At 63.3% G+C, this 16,104-nt stretch carries 14 protein-coding genes; 4 read left to right on the forward strand and 10 right to left on the reverse strand.

Annotation, left to right across the window (positions count from 1 at the left end; translation table 11 throughout):
* Window positions 1-41: 41 nt before the first annotated feature.
* On the reverse strand, window positions 42-833 hold the full coding sequence (locus tag BMI85_RS15435; RefSeq protein ID WP_078601917.1) for an ABC transporter substrate-binding protein: 792 nt from the start codon (window positions 831-833) through the stop codon (window positions 42-44).
* A 167-nt stretch (window positions 834-1,000) separates the two neighbouring features.
* Between BMI85_RS15435 and BMI85_RS15440 the strand changes: the two genes are divergently transcribed.
* Complete coding sequence (locus BMI85_RS15440; protein ID WP_078601918.1) at window positions 1,001-1,699, forward strand: FadR/GntR family transcriptional regulator; 699 nt, start codon at window positions 1,001-1,003, stop codon at window positions 1,697-1,699.
* Window positions 1,700-1,904: 205 nt separating this feature from the next.
* On the opposite strand, the gene BMI85_RS15445 is transcribed toward BMI85_RS15440, so the two are convergent.
* The 9 genes from BMI85_RS15445 to BMI85_RS15485 form a co-directional block, all read right to left on the reverse strand.
* Complete coding sequence (locus tag BMI85_RS15445; RefSeq protein ID WP_078601919.1) at window positions 1,905-2,294, reverse strand: antitoxin Xre-like helix-turn-helix domain-containing protein; 390 nt, start codon at window positions 2,292-2,294, stop codon at window positions 1,905-1,907.
* A gap of 147 nt (window positions 2,295-2,441) precedes the next feature.
* A complete protein-coding gene (locus BMI85_RS15450) occupies window positions 2,442-3,956 on the reverse strand; it encodes a plasmid recombination protein (RefSeq protein ID WP_143595107.1) in 1,515 nt (504 codons plus the stop codon).
* Between the two features lie 262 nt (window positions 3,957-4,218).
* A complete protein-coding gene (locus BMI85_RS15455; RefSeq protein WP_078540081.1) occupies window positions 4,219-5,097 on the reverse strand; it encodes an SMP-30/gluconolactonase/LRE family protein in 879 nt (292 codons plus the stop codon).
* Between the two features lie 26 nt (window positions 5,098-5,123).
* A complete protein-coding gene (locus tag BMI85_RS15460; RefSeq protein WP_078540082.1) occupies window positions 5,124-6,050 on the reverse strand; it encodes a 3-keto-5-aminohexanoate cleavage protein in 927 nt (308 codons plus the stop codon).
* 4 nt (window positions 6,051-6,054) lie between these two features.
* Window positions 6,055-6,996 (reverse strand): 3-hydroxyacyl-CoA dehydrogenase, encoded by a 942-nt coding sequence (locus BMI85_RS15465; protein WP_078601921.1) that lies wholly within the window; start codon window positions 6,994-6,996, stop codon window positions 6,055-6,057.
* Window positions 6,996-7,790, reverse strand: a complete 795-nt coding sequence (locus tag BMI85_RS15470) for an SDR family oxidoreductase (RefSeq protein WP_078601922.1) — start codon at window positions 7,788-7,790, stop codon at window positions 6,996-6,998. Before BMI85_RS15470 ends, BMI85_RS15465 begins: the two co-directional genes overlap by 1 nt.
* A 14-nt stretch (window positions 7,791-7,804) precedes the next feature.
* Window positions 7,805-9,868, reverse strand: a complete 2,064-nt coding sequence (locus BMI85_RS15475) for an ABC transporter permease (RefSeq protein ID WP_078540085.1) — start codon at window positions 9,866-9,868, stop codon at window positions 7,805-7,807.
* On the reverse strand, window positions 9,865-11,436 hold the full coding sequence (locus BMI85_RS15480; protein WP_078601923.1) for a sugar ABC transporter ATP-binding protein: 1,572 nt from the start codon (window positions 11,434-11,436) through the stop codon (window positions 9,865-9,867). The genes BMI85_RS15475 and BMI85_RS15480 overlap by 4 nt, the downstream gene beginning before the upstream one ends.
* Window positions 11,437-11,512: 76 nt before the next feature.
* A complete protein-coding gene (locus BMI85_RS15485) occupies window positions 11,513-12,628 on the reverse strand; it encodes a sugar ABC transporter substrate-binding protein (protein ID WP_078601924.1) in 1,116 nt (371 codons plus the stop codon).
* Window positions 12,629-12,690: 62 nt separating this feature from the next.
* Between BMI85_RS15485 and BMI85_RS15490 the strand changes: the two genes are divergently transcribed.
* The 3 genes from BMI85_RS15490 to BMI85_RS15500 all read left to right on the forward strand — a co-directional run bounded on the left by BMI85_RS15490 (window position 12,691) and on the right by BMI85_RS15500 (window position 16,103).
* The gene (locus BMI85_RS15490) at window positions 12,691-13,443 is read left to right on the forward strand and encodes a GntR family transcriptional regulator (protein WP_246832576.1); all 753 of its coding nucleotides are present in this window, start codon (window positions 12,691-12,693) and stop codon (window positions 13,441-13,443) included.
* Between the two features lie 558 nt (window positions 13,444-14,001).
* Window positions 14,002-15,156 carry an ABC transporter substrate-binding protein gene (locus tag BMI85_RS15495; protein ID WP_246831799.1) on the forward strand — a complete coding sequence of 385 codons (1,155 nt, stop codon included), beginning with the start codon at window positions 14,002-14,004 and terminating at the stop codon, window positions 15,154-15,156.
* Window positions 15,157-15,248: 92 nt separating this feature from the next.
* Complete coding sequence (locus BMI85_RS15500) at window positions 15,249-16,103, forward strand: branched-chain amino acid ABC transporter permease (protein WP_246831798.1); 855 nt, start codon at window positions 15,249-15,251, stop codon at window positions 16,101-16,103.
* The last annotated feature ends 1 nt before the right edge of the window (window position 16,104 follow it).

The raw sequence follows: 16,104 nt of genomic DNA on the forward strand, positions 1-16,104 counted from the left end.
CAGCGACGCGCCCCCGACATGCGGAAGCGCGCCCGATTGCGTTACTTCAGCGTGGGCATGTCCATGACGGTAACGGTCGAGGTGTCCGCCTCGGGCGCGACCCCGAACCACTTCTCGTGAAGCTTGGCGATCGTCCCGTCTTCCTTGAGACTGGTGATGATATCGTTCACCTCATTCGCAAGCGGTGCGTCCTTGGCAAACATCATCGAGTATTTCTCGCCCGTCGCGATGCGCTGAACCACTTTCAGGTTCGGCTTGTCCTTGACGTAGTAGAGCAGTGCAGGAATGTCGGAGATATAGCCGTCGATGCGGCCCGCCGCGAGGTCGAGCATCGCAGGCGCCAGCCCTTCGTAGCGCTTGATCTCGGAGAAGCCATATTCTGCATTATGCTCGGTCGCCCACATGTCGCCGGTAGAGCCGGTATCGACGCCGACGATCTTGCCCTTCATTTCGTCCAGCGATTGCGGCCCGCTCGCGAGTGCGGTCAGCGACTGGTCGCTATCGTAATAGGGCTGCGCGAAGGAGACGGATTTCAGACGCTCATCAGTGATGGTGATCGAAGAGATCGCCGCATCGATCCGGCCCGACTGCACGGCCGAGAAGAGACCGTTGAAGGGGATATTCACGATCTCGACGTCGCGCCCGAGTTTCGCGGCCACCGCATCGACCAGATCGACCTCGAAGCCCACGTTCTTGCCGGTCTCGTCCTGAAACTCCCACGGCACGTTTCCGATATTGGCACCGACCGTGAGTGTTTCCGCCCAGGCGCTCGTCCCGAAGGCAGTCACCGCCACGAGGGCCATCGCGGCGATCTTTCCAAATTTTCCAGACATGTTCGTTTTCCCTGTTGATCGTCGTTTTATTTTGCTTAACTGGCATGACCGGTCAGACCGGTCTGACCTTTTGAAACATGCTTTCCCGGATCTGACAAGGAACTTCTTTGATGTTGGCGGGCGCGGAGGGCTATAGACTTGGTAACTGCCAGCTTAAGAGGCGCCAGATGGACTACACGAACGACAAGAGCCCCGTCACACAGACGGTCGCGCGCCAGCTGCAAGAGATGATCCGCACCGGAGCGCTGAAAAAGGACGAGCGCCTCCCCTCGCAGCGCGTGCTGTCAGAGCAGCTTGGCGTGTCGCGAGCATCCCTTCGCGAAGCCCTGCTGACGCTGGAAACGATCGGCCTCGTGCGCACCTACCCCGCCCGCGGCACTTTCGTGACCGGCGCCCAGTCAGGCAAGTCCGCCGCGATGGATCAGTGGCGCTTCGAGGAACAGTATTCGATTCTCGATGTCTTCCAGTCCCGCCTGCTGATCGAAACAGAACTCTGCCGTCTCGCCGCCCCCCATGTGACGCCCGAGATTGCGGATAAACTGCGGCATGCGACTGAGGAATTCGAGCAGGCGTGGCGCAAGGAAGATCTCGTGACCCATGTCGAAGCCGATCTCACCTTCCACAACATCATCGCGCGGACCTGTCCCAACGCCATGCTCCGCCGCCTGCACCAATCTGTGCGCGACCTTCTGACCGAGACCCAGCGCGTGCCGATACCAAACACTGAGGTCGACCGCATGAACACCTCGATCAAAGAGCACCGGGCGATCCTGGAAGCCCTCACCCGGCAGAATGCGAACGACGCGGCGAATGCGATGCGAGAGCATATCCGAAATACCGCGCAATGCGCCGGGGTAGAGATTTAAGGGGGACGAGGCGCCTCTGCCTGCGCTTGCGTTCTTAAATCCGCCCCGTTCGCGGAATCCTGATGCACGTCGGGGTGTCAGCGCCCCCGATTCCTTCCACAAAGCATTGCAAAATATAAGTTCCAGAGGTTCTGGATGTCGCAAATTGAGCACCCCGATGTGGCCGGACACCTGGAGCCAGATGACGCGCCGAGCGCGCCAGGCCTCACGCGCCTTCCAACAGACCGTCGAGATAGGTTCGGATCGCGAGGATCTGCGGCAACCCACCCTCAATGGCTGTCTCGACCGGACGGCGGCCGCCAAACAAGTGACCCGTATTCGGGCGCGTGAACCAGCTTCTCGCCAGCGGCTCGGAAAAATAGAGTTCGAGCGCCTGGTAGATGCCCACCACCGCGCTCAGGCGCAGGAGCTGATCCCGTGTCAGTTCACCCGCGAAATCAGACTTCCTGGCACGCGTCCACTCGCTCTCGGAAATATCCGCGAGGCCGGCGGCCTCTTTCTCGCTGAGACCCCAGGACGCGGCGACGCGTGCAAAAGCTTTCAGCGCGACAGTGGCGATCTTGGCCGGATCTTGAGCTTTGCCATTCGTCTGCATTTCGGCCTCGCTTACTCACCATGAGGATCATAGGGCGCCGCGCCAACGGTCAAAAGCTCCATTTGAGAGCCTCTCCCGGGAAAGGCCATGCGGGTTGGCATGATTCCCCTTGGCGGGCCGAGGGTATCTTGCAGCAAGCGCCCAGGATCACCCCATTCCCGGTCCGTCAAACTCCTCATCGCGCACCGGCTGCAGCGCACCAACGCCGGTCTCTACGGCTTGCACCAGAAGATCCAGAATACCCTGGATCATCCGGTCTTCGTCGCTCTCGCCAAGCGCCTTGAGGCAGTGCGGCAAATCCTCCATCACGACAGCGCCATTCGAAATTTCAGCACGGCCTTCGGTGAGCGCGGTTATGACCTCACCAACGGCGGCCTGCTTTTCCTCGAACGCCCGGCCTCTGCGATCAAGCTCCCTGGATCGTTGATCTACCCGCGACCCGATATCCACGAGCCCACGCATGGGTCGCAAGAGCCCCATTCGCAACTCCTCCGGGAGCGCCCGTAGAAGAGATGCATCCTTCATCATGAGCTTACCCGTCTTTGTGTCGCGCCGCAGGGTTCCACCTGCAATTTCCGCCAGAGCGCCCTCCATCGCCGCAAGCGCGGCACCATAGGTCGACTGAGTTTCCTCGGCCTCAGCGCACGCCGCCTTGACCGCCTCCTCTCGCTTGACAAGTTGGTCTGCGGCTAGAAGGTGCGTCTGTTGCTCCCTGGCAAGATCTGCCTTGTCTTTGATGACACTCGCCTCGCGCCGGTCGAGCCCATCTTCGCGCTTTTGCTGGCTGTCCTCACGCGTCCGAACATCCGCATCCCGCGCATCGAGATCCCGCGCGCGGGCCTCCATTTCCGTTTTATGTGACGCCAAGGCAATCCGCTCGGTGCGTTGCTCCTCGCTCAGACGAGCGAGTTTTTTGCGCCCCTCATCGATCGAGGCCAGCAACTCTGTTTTGGCAACCTCCAACGCCGCGAGTTCTGCTTCCCGCTCTTCGATCTCCCGCGGCAGGTCTTGGTGGAGAGCCCGGACACTCCGATGTAGTGTCTCGACATAATTCGCTCCTGCGGCAAGGCGATCGAGCTTGCGATGCCCACGCTGGATTCCCGGGCAGAAGCACGCGAGCACGCGGTGCGTGAGATCCTGGATCGAGGCGGTGGCATCGCGCTTGATATTGTCGCTGAGCGGGTGGCCGGAATGATCGTAGGCGCGCAGCATGAAATGCGCGTGGATCGTCGTTTCATCGAGATGAACGACCAGTGACTCCACCCTTGTGGCGAACTTCTTGGCGAGGCTCCGGGCGAGCTTTCTAAATGCCCTGTTCTGACGCTTCGGCGAAAGCTTCATGAAATCTCGTGCGGCAAGCACGCCGAAGGCGATCACTCCTATCATGACCACGGCCGCGTTCGATTTCATCTTGCGCTGCCGACCGGCCTGTTCGCGAAGCCGCGCATTCTCGGCGCGCACCTGTGTAACCGGACGCAACCGGATCAGCACGCGGTTGTCGCGCAGTTTCGTCTGGTCGACATAGGCGGGGATGCGCCCTAACCGATAGTCATGCATGCGCTGACTCTTCGCCTTTGAGAGGGTGCAGGTTTGTATATGGGTGGACGCGGCCCGAGGATTGGAGCGCGCCAGATCGGCGGGAGAGTTTGCAAGATCTTTCATGGGACCAGTGTCCCTCGCCGACCTGAAAATTCCGGTCTGAAAATTTCAGGAAAATTCCATGCTCAATGTCGGAGAAAGTTTGGAGTGGCTGACCTACTAGGGATAACTTTCCCAGAGAGGCGAATTTCGCACTGCTCCCTTTGGGAAACGAACCGCCACGATCAGTCCGAGCGCTGGCCGGTCTCCGGTCTCACGCAATCGTTCTGGATGCGCCTGCGCGCGAAGCGCGCGCAGGGCTTTAGATGAGGTCGGCTTTGAGCACTCAGCCGCCGAAGCGCGGCTCCGGCACGCCTTTCACGCCGAGACCGCGGATCGCGAACAGGCTGCCGCGCTGAACACCGTCGTCGGGGAAACGCGGCAGCGGGGGCTTTGCCATCGACGTGACGTAGAGCACGTCGAGATCGGGGCCGCCGAACTGGACGCTCGTGACCTTCTTCACTGGCATAGGGATTTCCATGTCGAGTGTGCCGTCCGGTGCGAAGCGACAGATCCGCCCGTCATAGACCAGCGCCATCCAGTAATAGCCCTCCGCATCGACCGTCGCCCCGTCCGCGGCGCCGCCGTTCGAGGTGTCGGCCTTCGCGAAGGTGCGACGGTTCGAAATGCCGCCGGTCTCGATATCATAGTCATAAGCCCACATCTCACCGGTCCAGGTATCCGTGAAGTAGAAGGTCTTGTCGTCCGGCGAGAAGCAAGGCCCGTTCGAGCAGATGATCCCCTCCTCGAGCTTGGTAACGCTCAGGTCGGGATCGACGCGGTAGAGTGCGCCCAGCGGCCCCTCCTCCTGCATATCCATCGAACCGGCGAAAAACCGACCGCGCCGATCGCATTTGCCGTCATTGATACGGGTCGTGGCGAGGTTGGCCTCCGGGTCGTGCAGCAACTCGCAATCGCCGCTGTCGAAATCGAGCAACCAGAACCCCTTGTCGAGCGAGACAATGGCGCCCTTGCCGTCCTTGCGCACCGCCATCGAGCCGATCTTGCCCGGCACATCCCAAGCGCGTAGCTCGGTGCCGTCCGCAGTGCAGCGAAACACCCGTCCATCCATCGAGTCGATGAAATAGAGCCGCTGGCTTTCGACGTCCCAGACCGGGCCCTCGCCCAGTGTCGTCTTCACGTCGAGCAGAATATCGATCTGCATGTTGGTCTCCTCCCTTGGTATCCGGTTCAGAAGTTCACGGCGTCGCCGCCCTTGAGCGCGAGCATCTCGCGTGCCTCGTCCGGCGTCGCGAGCTCGAGGCCCAGCCCCTCGACGAGGGCGCGCGCCTTGGCGACCTGTTGGGCGTTGCTCTCTGCAAGTTTGCCGCGCGAGATCCAGATGCTGTCCTCGAGACCGACGCGGATATTGCCCCCCATGCTCAGCGCCTGTGTGGCGATGCGGAATTGGTCCTTGCCGGCCCCCAGAACCGACCAGCGGAAATCCTTTCCGAAGAGACGGTCTGCCGTGCGCTTCATGTGCATGACATCCTCGGGATGGGTGCCGATCCCCCCCAGCAGGCCAAAAACGGACTGAACGAAGAACGGCGGCTTCACGAGGCCACGGTCCGCGAAATGCGCGAGGTTGTAGAGATGCGAGATATCGTAGCATTCGAACTCGAACCGGGTGCCGTTGTCGTAACAGGTCTCCAGCACATATTCGATGTCCTTGAACGAATTGCGGAAGACGAGGTCACGCGACCCCTCGAGATGCTCACGCTCCCATGCGTGCTTGAACTCCTTGTATTTCGCGAGAAGCGGGAAAAAGCCGAAATTCATCGACCCCATGTTGAGCGAGGCGACCTCGGGCGCCCATTGCGCCGCGGGCTTCGTGCGCTCGTCCACCGTCATGTAGGGCGAACCGCCGGTGGTGATATTCACCACCGCGTTCGTCGCCTGCTTGATCCGGCCCAGGAACGGCGCGAAGGCCTCGGCCGACTGGTCGGGCTTTCCAGTTTTCGGGTCACGGGCATGCAGGTGCAAGATTGCGGCCCCCGCCTCGGCCGCCCCGATCGCGGCTTCGGCGATCTCGTCGGGCGTGATGGGCAGGTGGTCCGACATCGTCGGCGTATGAATGGCGCCGGTCACGGCGCAGGTGAGGATGACCTTGTCTGGCATTCTATCAATCTCCGATTTCGTCTGTTGCGCGGCGCTTGTGAGCGGCGAGCGCCATGAGGCGCCGGTCTCGCCACGCCTGCCGCTGAGCAAGCTCGTCTGCGGGAAGCGCCGCACGGCGCTCCGCCTCGATCCGGTCCAGCACGGGGCCGCGCCAGTCCGCCGCGGGTTGCCCCGCCATGCCGTCGTAAATGCCGCCATAGCGCGTCACATATTGCCGCACGCCCTCGGGCGCGTTGAGGTCGATGGTCTCGAACGGGCCGATGAAGGACCAGCGAAGCGCCAGCCCTTCGCGCAACCCGATATCGACGTCTTCAGTGCTGGCATATCCATCGGCCACAAGCCGGAACGCCTCATGCAGAAGGGCGCCCTGAAGGCGGTTCATCACGAAGCCGTCGATTTCCTTCTGCATGACGATCGGGCGCATGCCGGCCTCGCGCAGAAGATCCGCTGTGCGCTCAAGAAGCGCGGGATCGGTCCAGGGCGCGGGCACCAACTCTGCGGCGGGCACGAGATAGGCAGGATTGATCGGATGATTGACCATGACCCTGTGACGCCCCGCGAGCCCCTCGGAAATGGCCGAAGGCAGCAGAGCCGACGACGAGGAGGCGAGCACGGTATCGGGCCCGGCAATCGCGTCGAGACGTGCGAAAATTTCGCGCTTCACTCCGATTTCCTCGAAAGTGCTCTCCTGCACGTGCCGCGCGCCCTCGAGCGCCTCTTCGAGCGTGGCGACCGGCTCGATGCGCGCGAGGGCTTCCTCGGCGGTTCCGGGGATGAGGCCCAGACGCTCCAGTTCCGGCAGCATCTCGGCGGCGAAGTCGCGCGCGGCCTTTGGCGCGGCGGGAACCTCGTCCCACAGCCGCACCGGATGACCGGCACGGGCGAACACGATGGCCCAGGCACGCCCGATAAGCCCCGAACCGACGCAGGCGACAGGCTCTTTCATCACAAGGTCTCCACATTGCCATCGACGGGGAAGCTCTGCCCCGACAGGTTGCGCCCGGTCTCAGCGATCAGGAAGGCGGCCATGTCCGCCACGTCCTCGGGCGGGGTCATCCGGCGCAGCGAGACGTTCGACAGATACCGCTCGGTCATCTCTTCATGGCTGATCCCGGTCTGCTTCGCGCGAGCTGCGATCACGCCTTCGATCCGCGGCCCTTCGATAATGCCGGGCAGGATCGCATTGGCACGGATATTCTCGGGACCGAGCTCTTTCGCCAGGCTCTGGGTGAACCCGATCACCCCCCATTTCGCCGAGGCGTAGGGCGTGCGGAACGCATAGCCGAACTTGCCCGCCGAGGAGGAGATGTTGACGATCGCTCCGCCCCCTGCCGCGCGCAGCATCGGCACCGCTTTCCGGGTGCATAGGAACTGACCCGTCAGGCCGATATCGAGGCAGCGCCGCCAATCCTCGGGCGAGATTTCGTCGACCGAGCCGGTGGGCCCCGCAATGCCGGCATTGTTGACCAGCGCATCGAGCCCGCCGAGGGTGTTGCCGATCGCTTCGAAGAAAGATGCCACCGCAGCTTCATCCGAGACGTCGGCGCGCAGGGCCACTTCGGCGCCCAGCTCCTGCGCGGCCCGTTCAAGCGCGGCCTCATCGATGTCGCAGATAGCCATCCGCGCGCCTTGCCGAGCCAGTTCCCGCGCGATGCACAGACCGATGCCGGAAGCGCCCGCCGTGACCGCAACGCGTTTGCCCTCGAGGCCGGGCAATTTCATCCTGGATGTATCACTCATCGAAATCTCCTTGGTTATTTGCGCAATGCGATCACGGCCATCAGGATGACGAGCCCGAAGAACACTGAGCGGAATGCGAAGGGCAGCGCGGTGCCGGCAAGCAGGGTCTGCATCGCGGTCAGCAGCAGTGCGCCCCCCAGCATGCCCGCGTAATGCCCGCGGCCACCGGTGATCAGCGCCCCACCCACGACGACGACCGCGATCGAGGGCAGAAGGTAGTCATCCCCCATCCCGAGGCTCGCCTGTCCGGAAAAGCCCGCCAGCAGAACGCCGACCAGCGCCGCGCAGAGCGCCGAGAGGATGTAGACAGAGATGATGACCCGTCCTGTGCGCACCCCCGAGAGGCGCGCCGCCAGTTCGCTGTTGCCGACCGCGTAGACCCGGCGCCCGAACCCGGTGCGTCCCAAGAGGACGATCGCGAGAGCGACGAAGGCGGCCATGAAGATGATCACCGGGGTCACGCCCATCAGCTTGCCGGTCATCAGCCAACGCAGCGAGGGCGGTGCGAACCCGGCGGGCGTGCCGCCGGACCAGATCAGCGCCGCACCCTGAAGAATGCCGTTCATCGCGAGCGTCACGACGATCGGCGACAGGCCCAGCGCCACGACGCCCAGCCCGTTCGCGAGCCCGATCAGCGCAGCCACCGCGAAGACGACCGGCAGCGCCGTGAGCAACCCCATGTCTTGGCCGCCAACGAGCCCGGTCAGCATCACGCCCGACAGCGCGATGCTCCAGGGCAACGACAGGTCCAGCCCCCCGGTCAGGATCACCGCGCCCTGCCCCAGAGCGAGAATCGCGAGGAAGCTCGAGAGCACAAGGAGCGAGTCCCAGTAGCGCCAGCCGCTGAAGACATTGCCCAGCACCAGCTGCGTCGCGATCAGGACCACCACGAGGCAGATCCAGGCGGGCAGAACGTGGCGCAGCGTATGGCCGTGACGTTGCAGGAAAGTTTGCGCGGGGGCGGTCTCTGCCGGTCGCGTGAAAGCCAACCTGTGATCCTCACCCGAGCGCTGGCCAACAAGCCATCCGCGCCGTCGGGCGCCGATCGCATCGGTGACTTCGCGCAGGCGTTGCGAAAGCGTGCTGTCACGGCGCAGCGAGCCCGCGAGCACCGCGATCAGGAGCACTGCGCTTTCCGCAATGGTCGAATAGTAAGCCGAGACGTTGAGCGACAGCAGAAGGTTCACCACGATCATCAGGATATAGGCCCCGAGGATCGTGCCCAGCACGCCGCCTTTGCCACCGCCAAGACGGGTGCCGCCGATCACCACAGCCGCGAAGGTCGGCAGCAGAAGCGAGTTCCCCACCAGCGGGTCGCCGCTGCCGGTCTGGGCGCTCACGAAAACACCGGCGAGCCCGTAAAGCCCACCTGCGAGCACGTAGGTCGCGAAGGTAACGGTGCGCGCGTGAAGCCCCGTCGCGCGAGCAGCCTCGGCATCGCTGCCCACTGCATAAAGCGTGATCCCGTAGCCCGTGCGCTTGAGCCAGAGCCACAGCGCCACCAGCACCAGCATCAGCGTGATCGGTGCGGGGAGAAGACCAGGGATCGTGTCACCAAGATAGACGGATGCGAGCGAAGGCGCGACGAAGCCGCCCGGCATCGCCATCACAAGGAGCGTCAGCCCTTGCACGATGAACATCACCGCCAAGGTGACCACGATGGGCTGCAGGCGCACCACAGCCACGAAAAAGCCGTTCACCGCGCCCACGGCCATGCCGATACCGATCCCGATCGCGGTCCAGAGCGGCACGGAGGCCTGCATGTTCGCCGGGTCCATCGAGGTCGCAAGCACCGCGTTGACCAGCGAGACCACCGCGCCTGCCGACAGGTCGAAGCCGCCCGACAGGATAACCAGTGTCTGCCCCGCCGCCGCGATCGCGGAGGTCGCCCCGCCACTCGCGAGGAAAGAAATATCGAAATAGCTCAGCGGATAGGGGCTCAGTCCCGCGTTCAACGCCATGAGGCCCGCCAGCACCAGCGCCGCGACGATCACGGCCTGTCCGTGACGCAGGCTGCGTAGCCAGTTGGAGGACTTGCGCCGCGGCGCGGCCCCGGATGATAGGCTTTGGTCACTCATGCCCGGACCTCCTGTTTCGGATGTGTCGTGTCTCCCTTCAGCGGTGCGTTCCCGCCGAGCGTGGCCTGCATGATCGCGTTCTCGCTCAATTCTTCACCCTCGAGCCAACACGACAGCCGACCCTCGTAGAGGACGCCGACACGGTCGCACAGATACACGAGCTCAGGTATTTCGGTGGAATGGAGCAGGACCGATCCGCCTGCATCCGTATAGGCGCGCAGCAGCGCATAGATCTGCTCTTTCGTCCCGACATCGATGCCGCGCGTCGGATCGAAAAGGAGCAGAATCCGGCTCTGCGCCACGAGCCACTTGGCCAGCACGATCTTCTGCTGATTGCCGCCCGAGAACGCGCCCGCGGGCAGATAATGCGCGCGCTCGTCCACCTCCACGGCGGCGAAGGCTCCCGCAGCGGCACGCGCCTCCGCCCCGTCATCGAGGACCGGTCCCCGGTGGAACCGGGAGAGCACGGGCAGGCTGGCATTCTGCCGCCCGCTGAGTTCCAGGAACAAACCTTGCGTCTTGCGTTCCTCGGGCACGAGCCCGATCGCGACCGACGGATGCAGCGCGTCGGCCGGGGCGCGCAGATGGAGGGGCGTCCCGTCCAACTCGATATGGCCCGCGCGCAACCGCTCCTGTCCGAAAAGGGCGGAGAACAGTGCCTCCTGCCCCATACCTTGCAGCCCGGCAATCCCGAGGATTTCTCCCTTATGTAGAGAAATTTCGGCCTTGCGCAGCTTCGGCCCCGCCGACAGCGCGCGAGTGGCGAGAACCGGAACCTGCCCCGCGATCTCCTTCGGGGCGCGGCGCGGCGGGAAGGCGTTCTCGACCGAGCGGCCCACGATCATCTCGACCACTTCGGCATCACTGACATCCGCGACCTTCGCCGAGGTCACGGACCGTCCGTTGCGCAAGATGGTGAGCGTGTCGCAGAAGGCGCGCACTTCGGGCAAGCGGTGCGAGATGAACAGCACGGTAATCCCTTGCGCGGCCGCGTCCGCGATGATCCGGCCGAGCCAATCGACATCGCTGCCAGAGAGCGCCGATGTCGGCTCGTCGAGCAAAAGGATTTCGGGCTGGCGGTAAAGAGCGCGGGCGATCTCGATCTTCTGGCGCACAGCCAGGGTCAGCTCCTCAGCCAACGCATCGAGATCGACTTCGAGGCCCAGCGCCTCGAAATGTGCGATCACCTCGCGCCGCGCACGGCTGCGGTCCAGCGTGCCGATGATCGTCCGGCGCGACCGGCCCAGCAGCATGTTGTCGAGCACGCTCAGGTCCGGCACCAGCGTCAGCTCCTGAAAGGCGGTCTGGATCCCCGCGGCATGGGCATCGCGCGCATTGCGCAAGCTAACGTCGCGGCCGCCTATTCGGATCGTGCCAGAATCTGGCCGCACGAGCCCCGAGAGCAGTTTCATGGTGGTCGACTTGCCGGCGCCGTTTTCGCCGAGCAGGGCGTGGACGCGGCCGCGAGCGACGGAGAAGCTGACCTTGTCATTGGCGACGGTGGGACCGTAGGCCTTCGATAAGTCGTGAACTTCCACCGCAGGCGCTGAATCGGCGATGCGTGACATGCAATTCTCCGGAATGCGTATGTATGGTGCGGTCTGCGCCCGGCGGCGGAAAGCCCCCGCCGCCGGGCGTGTGACCTCAGTTCTCGGGCTGGCCGACGAGCGCGGCGTTCAGACCAAGCTGCGGCAGATCTTCCGAGAAGATCGAGGCGAACCAGCCGGGGTTCGACACCATCGAGGGCTGGAACACATTGCACCCCGCCTTTTGCTCATCCCAGCTGCCCGTCTCGCAAAGCTGCACGGTGTCGTTGGTGACCAGGGGCAGCGGCAAGGTGGTATGCTTCGGGATGTCCTTCCCTTCGAGCTTGTCGACCGCGAGCTTCAGGGCCAGCGCGCCCGAATAGGGCGGCGAGGCGTAGGAAATCCGGGGGGCGCCCATCGGCGCATAGGGCTTGCTCGCCCCTTCGACCGCTGTATCTGCCGGAAGCATCTGGATGCGCCCGCCATTCGATCCCTCACCTGCACAGGGCAGCAGCTCGGAAGGATCGCGTCCCGCTTCGAGCTGCATGGAATCCGCCGTGTAGCAGCCAACCTGCATCCAGAGCCCGTTGATATCGGACCAGTCGCGGGTGGCCATCAGCTTGTTGAGTTCAGTCCGGGCCACCGCCTGGCTCCACATGCCCACGGCCTCGCCGACGATATTGATGCCGTCATGCTGGGCGAAGACTTCTTTGGCCGCCTTGGTCCGGGCGGTATCCACGGACGTGCCGGGCACACCTGTCACCATCACGACATCGCCCTTGCCGCCCATCTTGTCGACCAGCCATTCCGCCGTCTTTCGACCGGCCTCCTCTTGGTCGATCGTCACGTTATAGGCACAGGGCTCCGTGATCTCTGCATCATAGGCGATAACCGTCACACCACGCGAGCAGGCGCTCTTGACGACGCTGTTCAGCGCAGTGGGCGAGATCGGGTAGACGACGATCGCATCCGCACCGGCCTGCACCATCGCGTTGATCTGCTGGATCTGGCGCTGGGCGTTCGGCCCGGCGACCTGAACCTCGAGATCCACCTTGTCGGCGTAGTCCTTTGACGCGGCGAGCGCCTTGACCATGTTCGAGGCCTCGGCCTGCCAATCGTTCCCGATATAGCTCATCGAAAGATAGACTTTGTAAGGCCCGTCGCTCTGCGCTTGGGCGGCTCCAGCCACGAGACCAAGGGCGCAGGCGGCGCCCGCGATATAGCGTTTGATCATTTCTTCCTCCCATGTCCGGCGACTCTCCCCGGTCGCCTCACGGAATTCACGATCCGATATCTTTGATCAAAAGTCAAAACGTGTTTTATTCTTTTTCGAGCCGGCGTAGTTTGGGCCGTGAAATGAAAGGTCTGACCATGTTCGAAAGCGTCACGCCGCTAAAGCGCGAAACCCTGCAGACGCTGGTGCATCAGCGGCTTTGCGATCTGATTCTGCAGGGCGAGATCGCTCCCGGCGAGTCGATCACTGTCGCCAGCATCGCCAAGGCGCTCGACGTCAGTCCGATGCCGGTGCGCGAAGCAATTTCCCGGCTTATGGCCCTCGGAGCCCTGACCATCGTGTCGGGACGATCCATCGGCGTGCCGCGTCTTGGGGCAGACGAACTCGCCGACTTGCGCAAAGTCCGCTCGGAGATCGAGACCACCGCGGTGGCCTGGGCAGTCGAGCGCCGCGATCCCGAGTTCATCGCCCGACTGGAGAAAGTCCTCTACGCGATGGAAGCTGCGGAAGCCGCAGGCCAAGTGCGCGAATTCATTCATGCGAATTACGACTTCCACTTCACGATTTACCGGCAGGCAGGTTCCCCCCTGCTCCTCGAGATCATCGGCAATATCTGGCTGCGGATAAATCCGCAGTTCCACCTGTTGCAACGTCATGGCCACTACCGCGTTTCCAACAAGCAGCACCGCAGGCTGTTCGAAGCGATCCGGGACGGCGACAGTGCAGCGGCCATCGCAGCCCTGCGCGAGGATATCGACAGCGCCTACGAGGTCATCCTCGCCAGCCTCAAGGAGAGCGAAGCCGAGCGCGGGTGAACGGACTGACCGGCGATGCCGGGCGGAGCGGGCAACGCCGGCCCGGAAAAGCTACCTATATGACAGACTATAGGTAGCTTTCTCGAACGGTTGGATTGCGGGACGGCGCGACAGCGCCGTAAAGGGGCGTATGGAAACGCGCGTCTTTATCGCCTCCGCACCATGGTTATGGTCTCACCCTCAGCCACTTTCACCGAGACTGAGACCTCACCACCAGAACCGGACTGTCTCGGCGCGTGCTCTCGCTGGGACGAATATCGTTGGGCGCCTATCGTAACGGGCCGTCACGCGCCGCCAGCCTTTAGACCACCGAACACTCGGACAGGCAGACGTCCACCGGCCTCCTTTCCGCTTCGGTCTTTTCGTCCGCATTCCCTTACTGCGTTGATGAAAAAACTTGCGACTGACGCATCGCGGGCCAACTCACGCGTTTGTGATTGAATCTATGCGTATAGATATGATCAACATGACGGATACAAAAAATCACGACAGGGAAAGACCATGATCACAAGACGCAAGTTTCTGGCGACTTCCGCTCTCGCCTCAGGAGCCCTCGCGATGCCCGGGCTGTCGGGACAGGTTCTGGCGCAAGGCCAAGCCATCACGCTCGCCGTGCCGGTGCCGATCTCGGGCGCCTTCGCGGCCAATGGCAAATACGCCGTGATCGGCGCCAAGCTGGCGGCTGAAGAGGTCGCTGCGGCGAAGGGCATCGAGGTGAACACGCTCGATCTCGACACCGAGGGCAAGCCCGCGACCGCCGTGCGCAAGGTGCAGGACTCGGCCGAGCAGAACGGCGCGAAGCTATTCGCCGGCGGCATCCTGTCCTCCGTCTCGCTGGCGATGGGCAAGGAAGCCGAGCGCGCGGGTGGCGTCTTCATGACCACCGCGGGTGCTGACGAAATCACCGGCAAGGACTGCAACAGCGCGACCTTCCGCTGGTCGGTGCCGACCTATGGCGCGATCAACGAGACTGTGCGCCCGCTGATCGACATGCTGCCCGATGCAAAGAAATGGTATACGATCACCCCGCAATATGTCTTCGGCGAAGGGCTTCTGAGCGCCGCCAAGGACGTATTCGAGGAAAAGGGCATCGAGCATGTCGGCAACAGCTACCATTCGCTGAGCGAACGTGAATTCTCGGGCTACCTGACCAACGCGATGGCCGCGCAGCCCGACGTTCTGCTGCTGCTAAACTTCGGCTCACAATCCTCGGCCACGTTGCGTCAGGCAATCTCCTTCGGGATGAAGCAGCGTATGACTATCGTCATCGCGTGGGCGTCGGGTCTCGAGCAGTTCGAGGAGCTGGGCGCGGATACCTGCGAGGGCGTCTATTTCGGCGCGCAATATTGGCATCAGGCGGACACGCCCGCGAACAAGGCGCTCGTGAAAGCCGTGCAGGAGAAATACGGCTACAACCCGAACTATTCGCTGGCGGGCTCCTACATCATCTCGAAACTTCTGCTCGAAGCTGCCGCCGAGGCTGGCAGCACCGAGGGCGCAGAGGTGGCCAAGGCGCTCGAAGGTCGGAAATACGACGGCCTCACCGGGCCGGAAGAAATCCGCGCCGCCGATCATCAGGTGATCAAGAACTACTACCTCCTGAAGGGCAAGGCGAAGGCGGATATGCAGGACAAGGACGATTACGCCGAGATCATCAATTCCGGCCAGTCCTTCCTCGATCCGGAAGCTGCGGGCTGCAAGTTGCCGGCCTGACCAGCCGACAGACCGTAGCCATGCCGATCCGCCGGGAGCTCCCCCCGTCTCCCGGCGGGTCCCCTCTACTGCCTTACTGGGAGCGTGTGCCCGTGATCTACCTATTCCAGATCCTCAACGGCATCGGGCTGGGAATGCTATATTTCCTGCTCGCCGCCGGGCTGAGCATCATCTTCGGCCTGCTGCAATTCGTGAATTTCGCCCATGGCGCCTTCTATCTGCTGGGCGCCTATCTGACCTATGATCTCGTCGAGCGGGGCGTGAGCTTCTGGATCGCGCTGCCGGTGGCGACACTGATCGTGGCGATCGTCGCTGGCGCGATCGAAGCGCTGCTGCTGCACCGGATCTATAAGCTGCCGCACACGTTCCACATCCTCGTGACGGTGGGCATCGCGTTGGTCTTCCAGGAGCTCGCGATCATCATCTGGGGGCCGATCGGCGGCTCCGTCCCCACGCCTGACGGGCTGGGCGGCGTCGTGATGCTGGGCAACTTCATCTACCCGCAATACCGGCTGTTCACGATCATCGTGACGGCGGTGATGGCCGCGGGGCTGTGGTGGCTGCTGGAGGGCACGCGGCTGGGGGCAATTGTGCGCGCGGGCTCTGAGTCGGCGTCGAACATGGCGCTTCTCGGCTACAACACGATGCGCATCAACACCGCCGTTTTCGCCTTCGGCGCCGGGCTGGCCGGCCTTGCCGGCGCGCTTGCCGCGCCGATCCGCGGCGTCGAACCCTTCATGGGCGCCGAGGCGCTCTCGGTCGCCTTCGTCGTCGTCGTGATCGGCGGCATGGGCAGCTATACCGGGGCGTTGGTGGCGGGGTTGCTGATCGGTATCATCCAGAGCCTGATGACGACGATCTGGCCACAGGGCGCACAGCTCTTCATCTATATCGCGATGGCGGCGGTGATCGCGATCCGCCCACGCGGTCTGTTGGGGAGGGTCTGAG

The sequence above is a fragment of the Thioclava sp. DLFJ4-1 genome (assembly GCF_002020145.1).
Lineage (GTDB): Bacteria > Pseudomonadota > Alphaproteobacteria > Rhodobacterales > Rhodobacteraceae > Thioclava > Thioclava sediminum.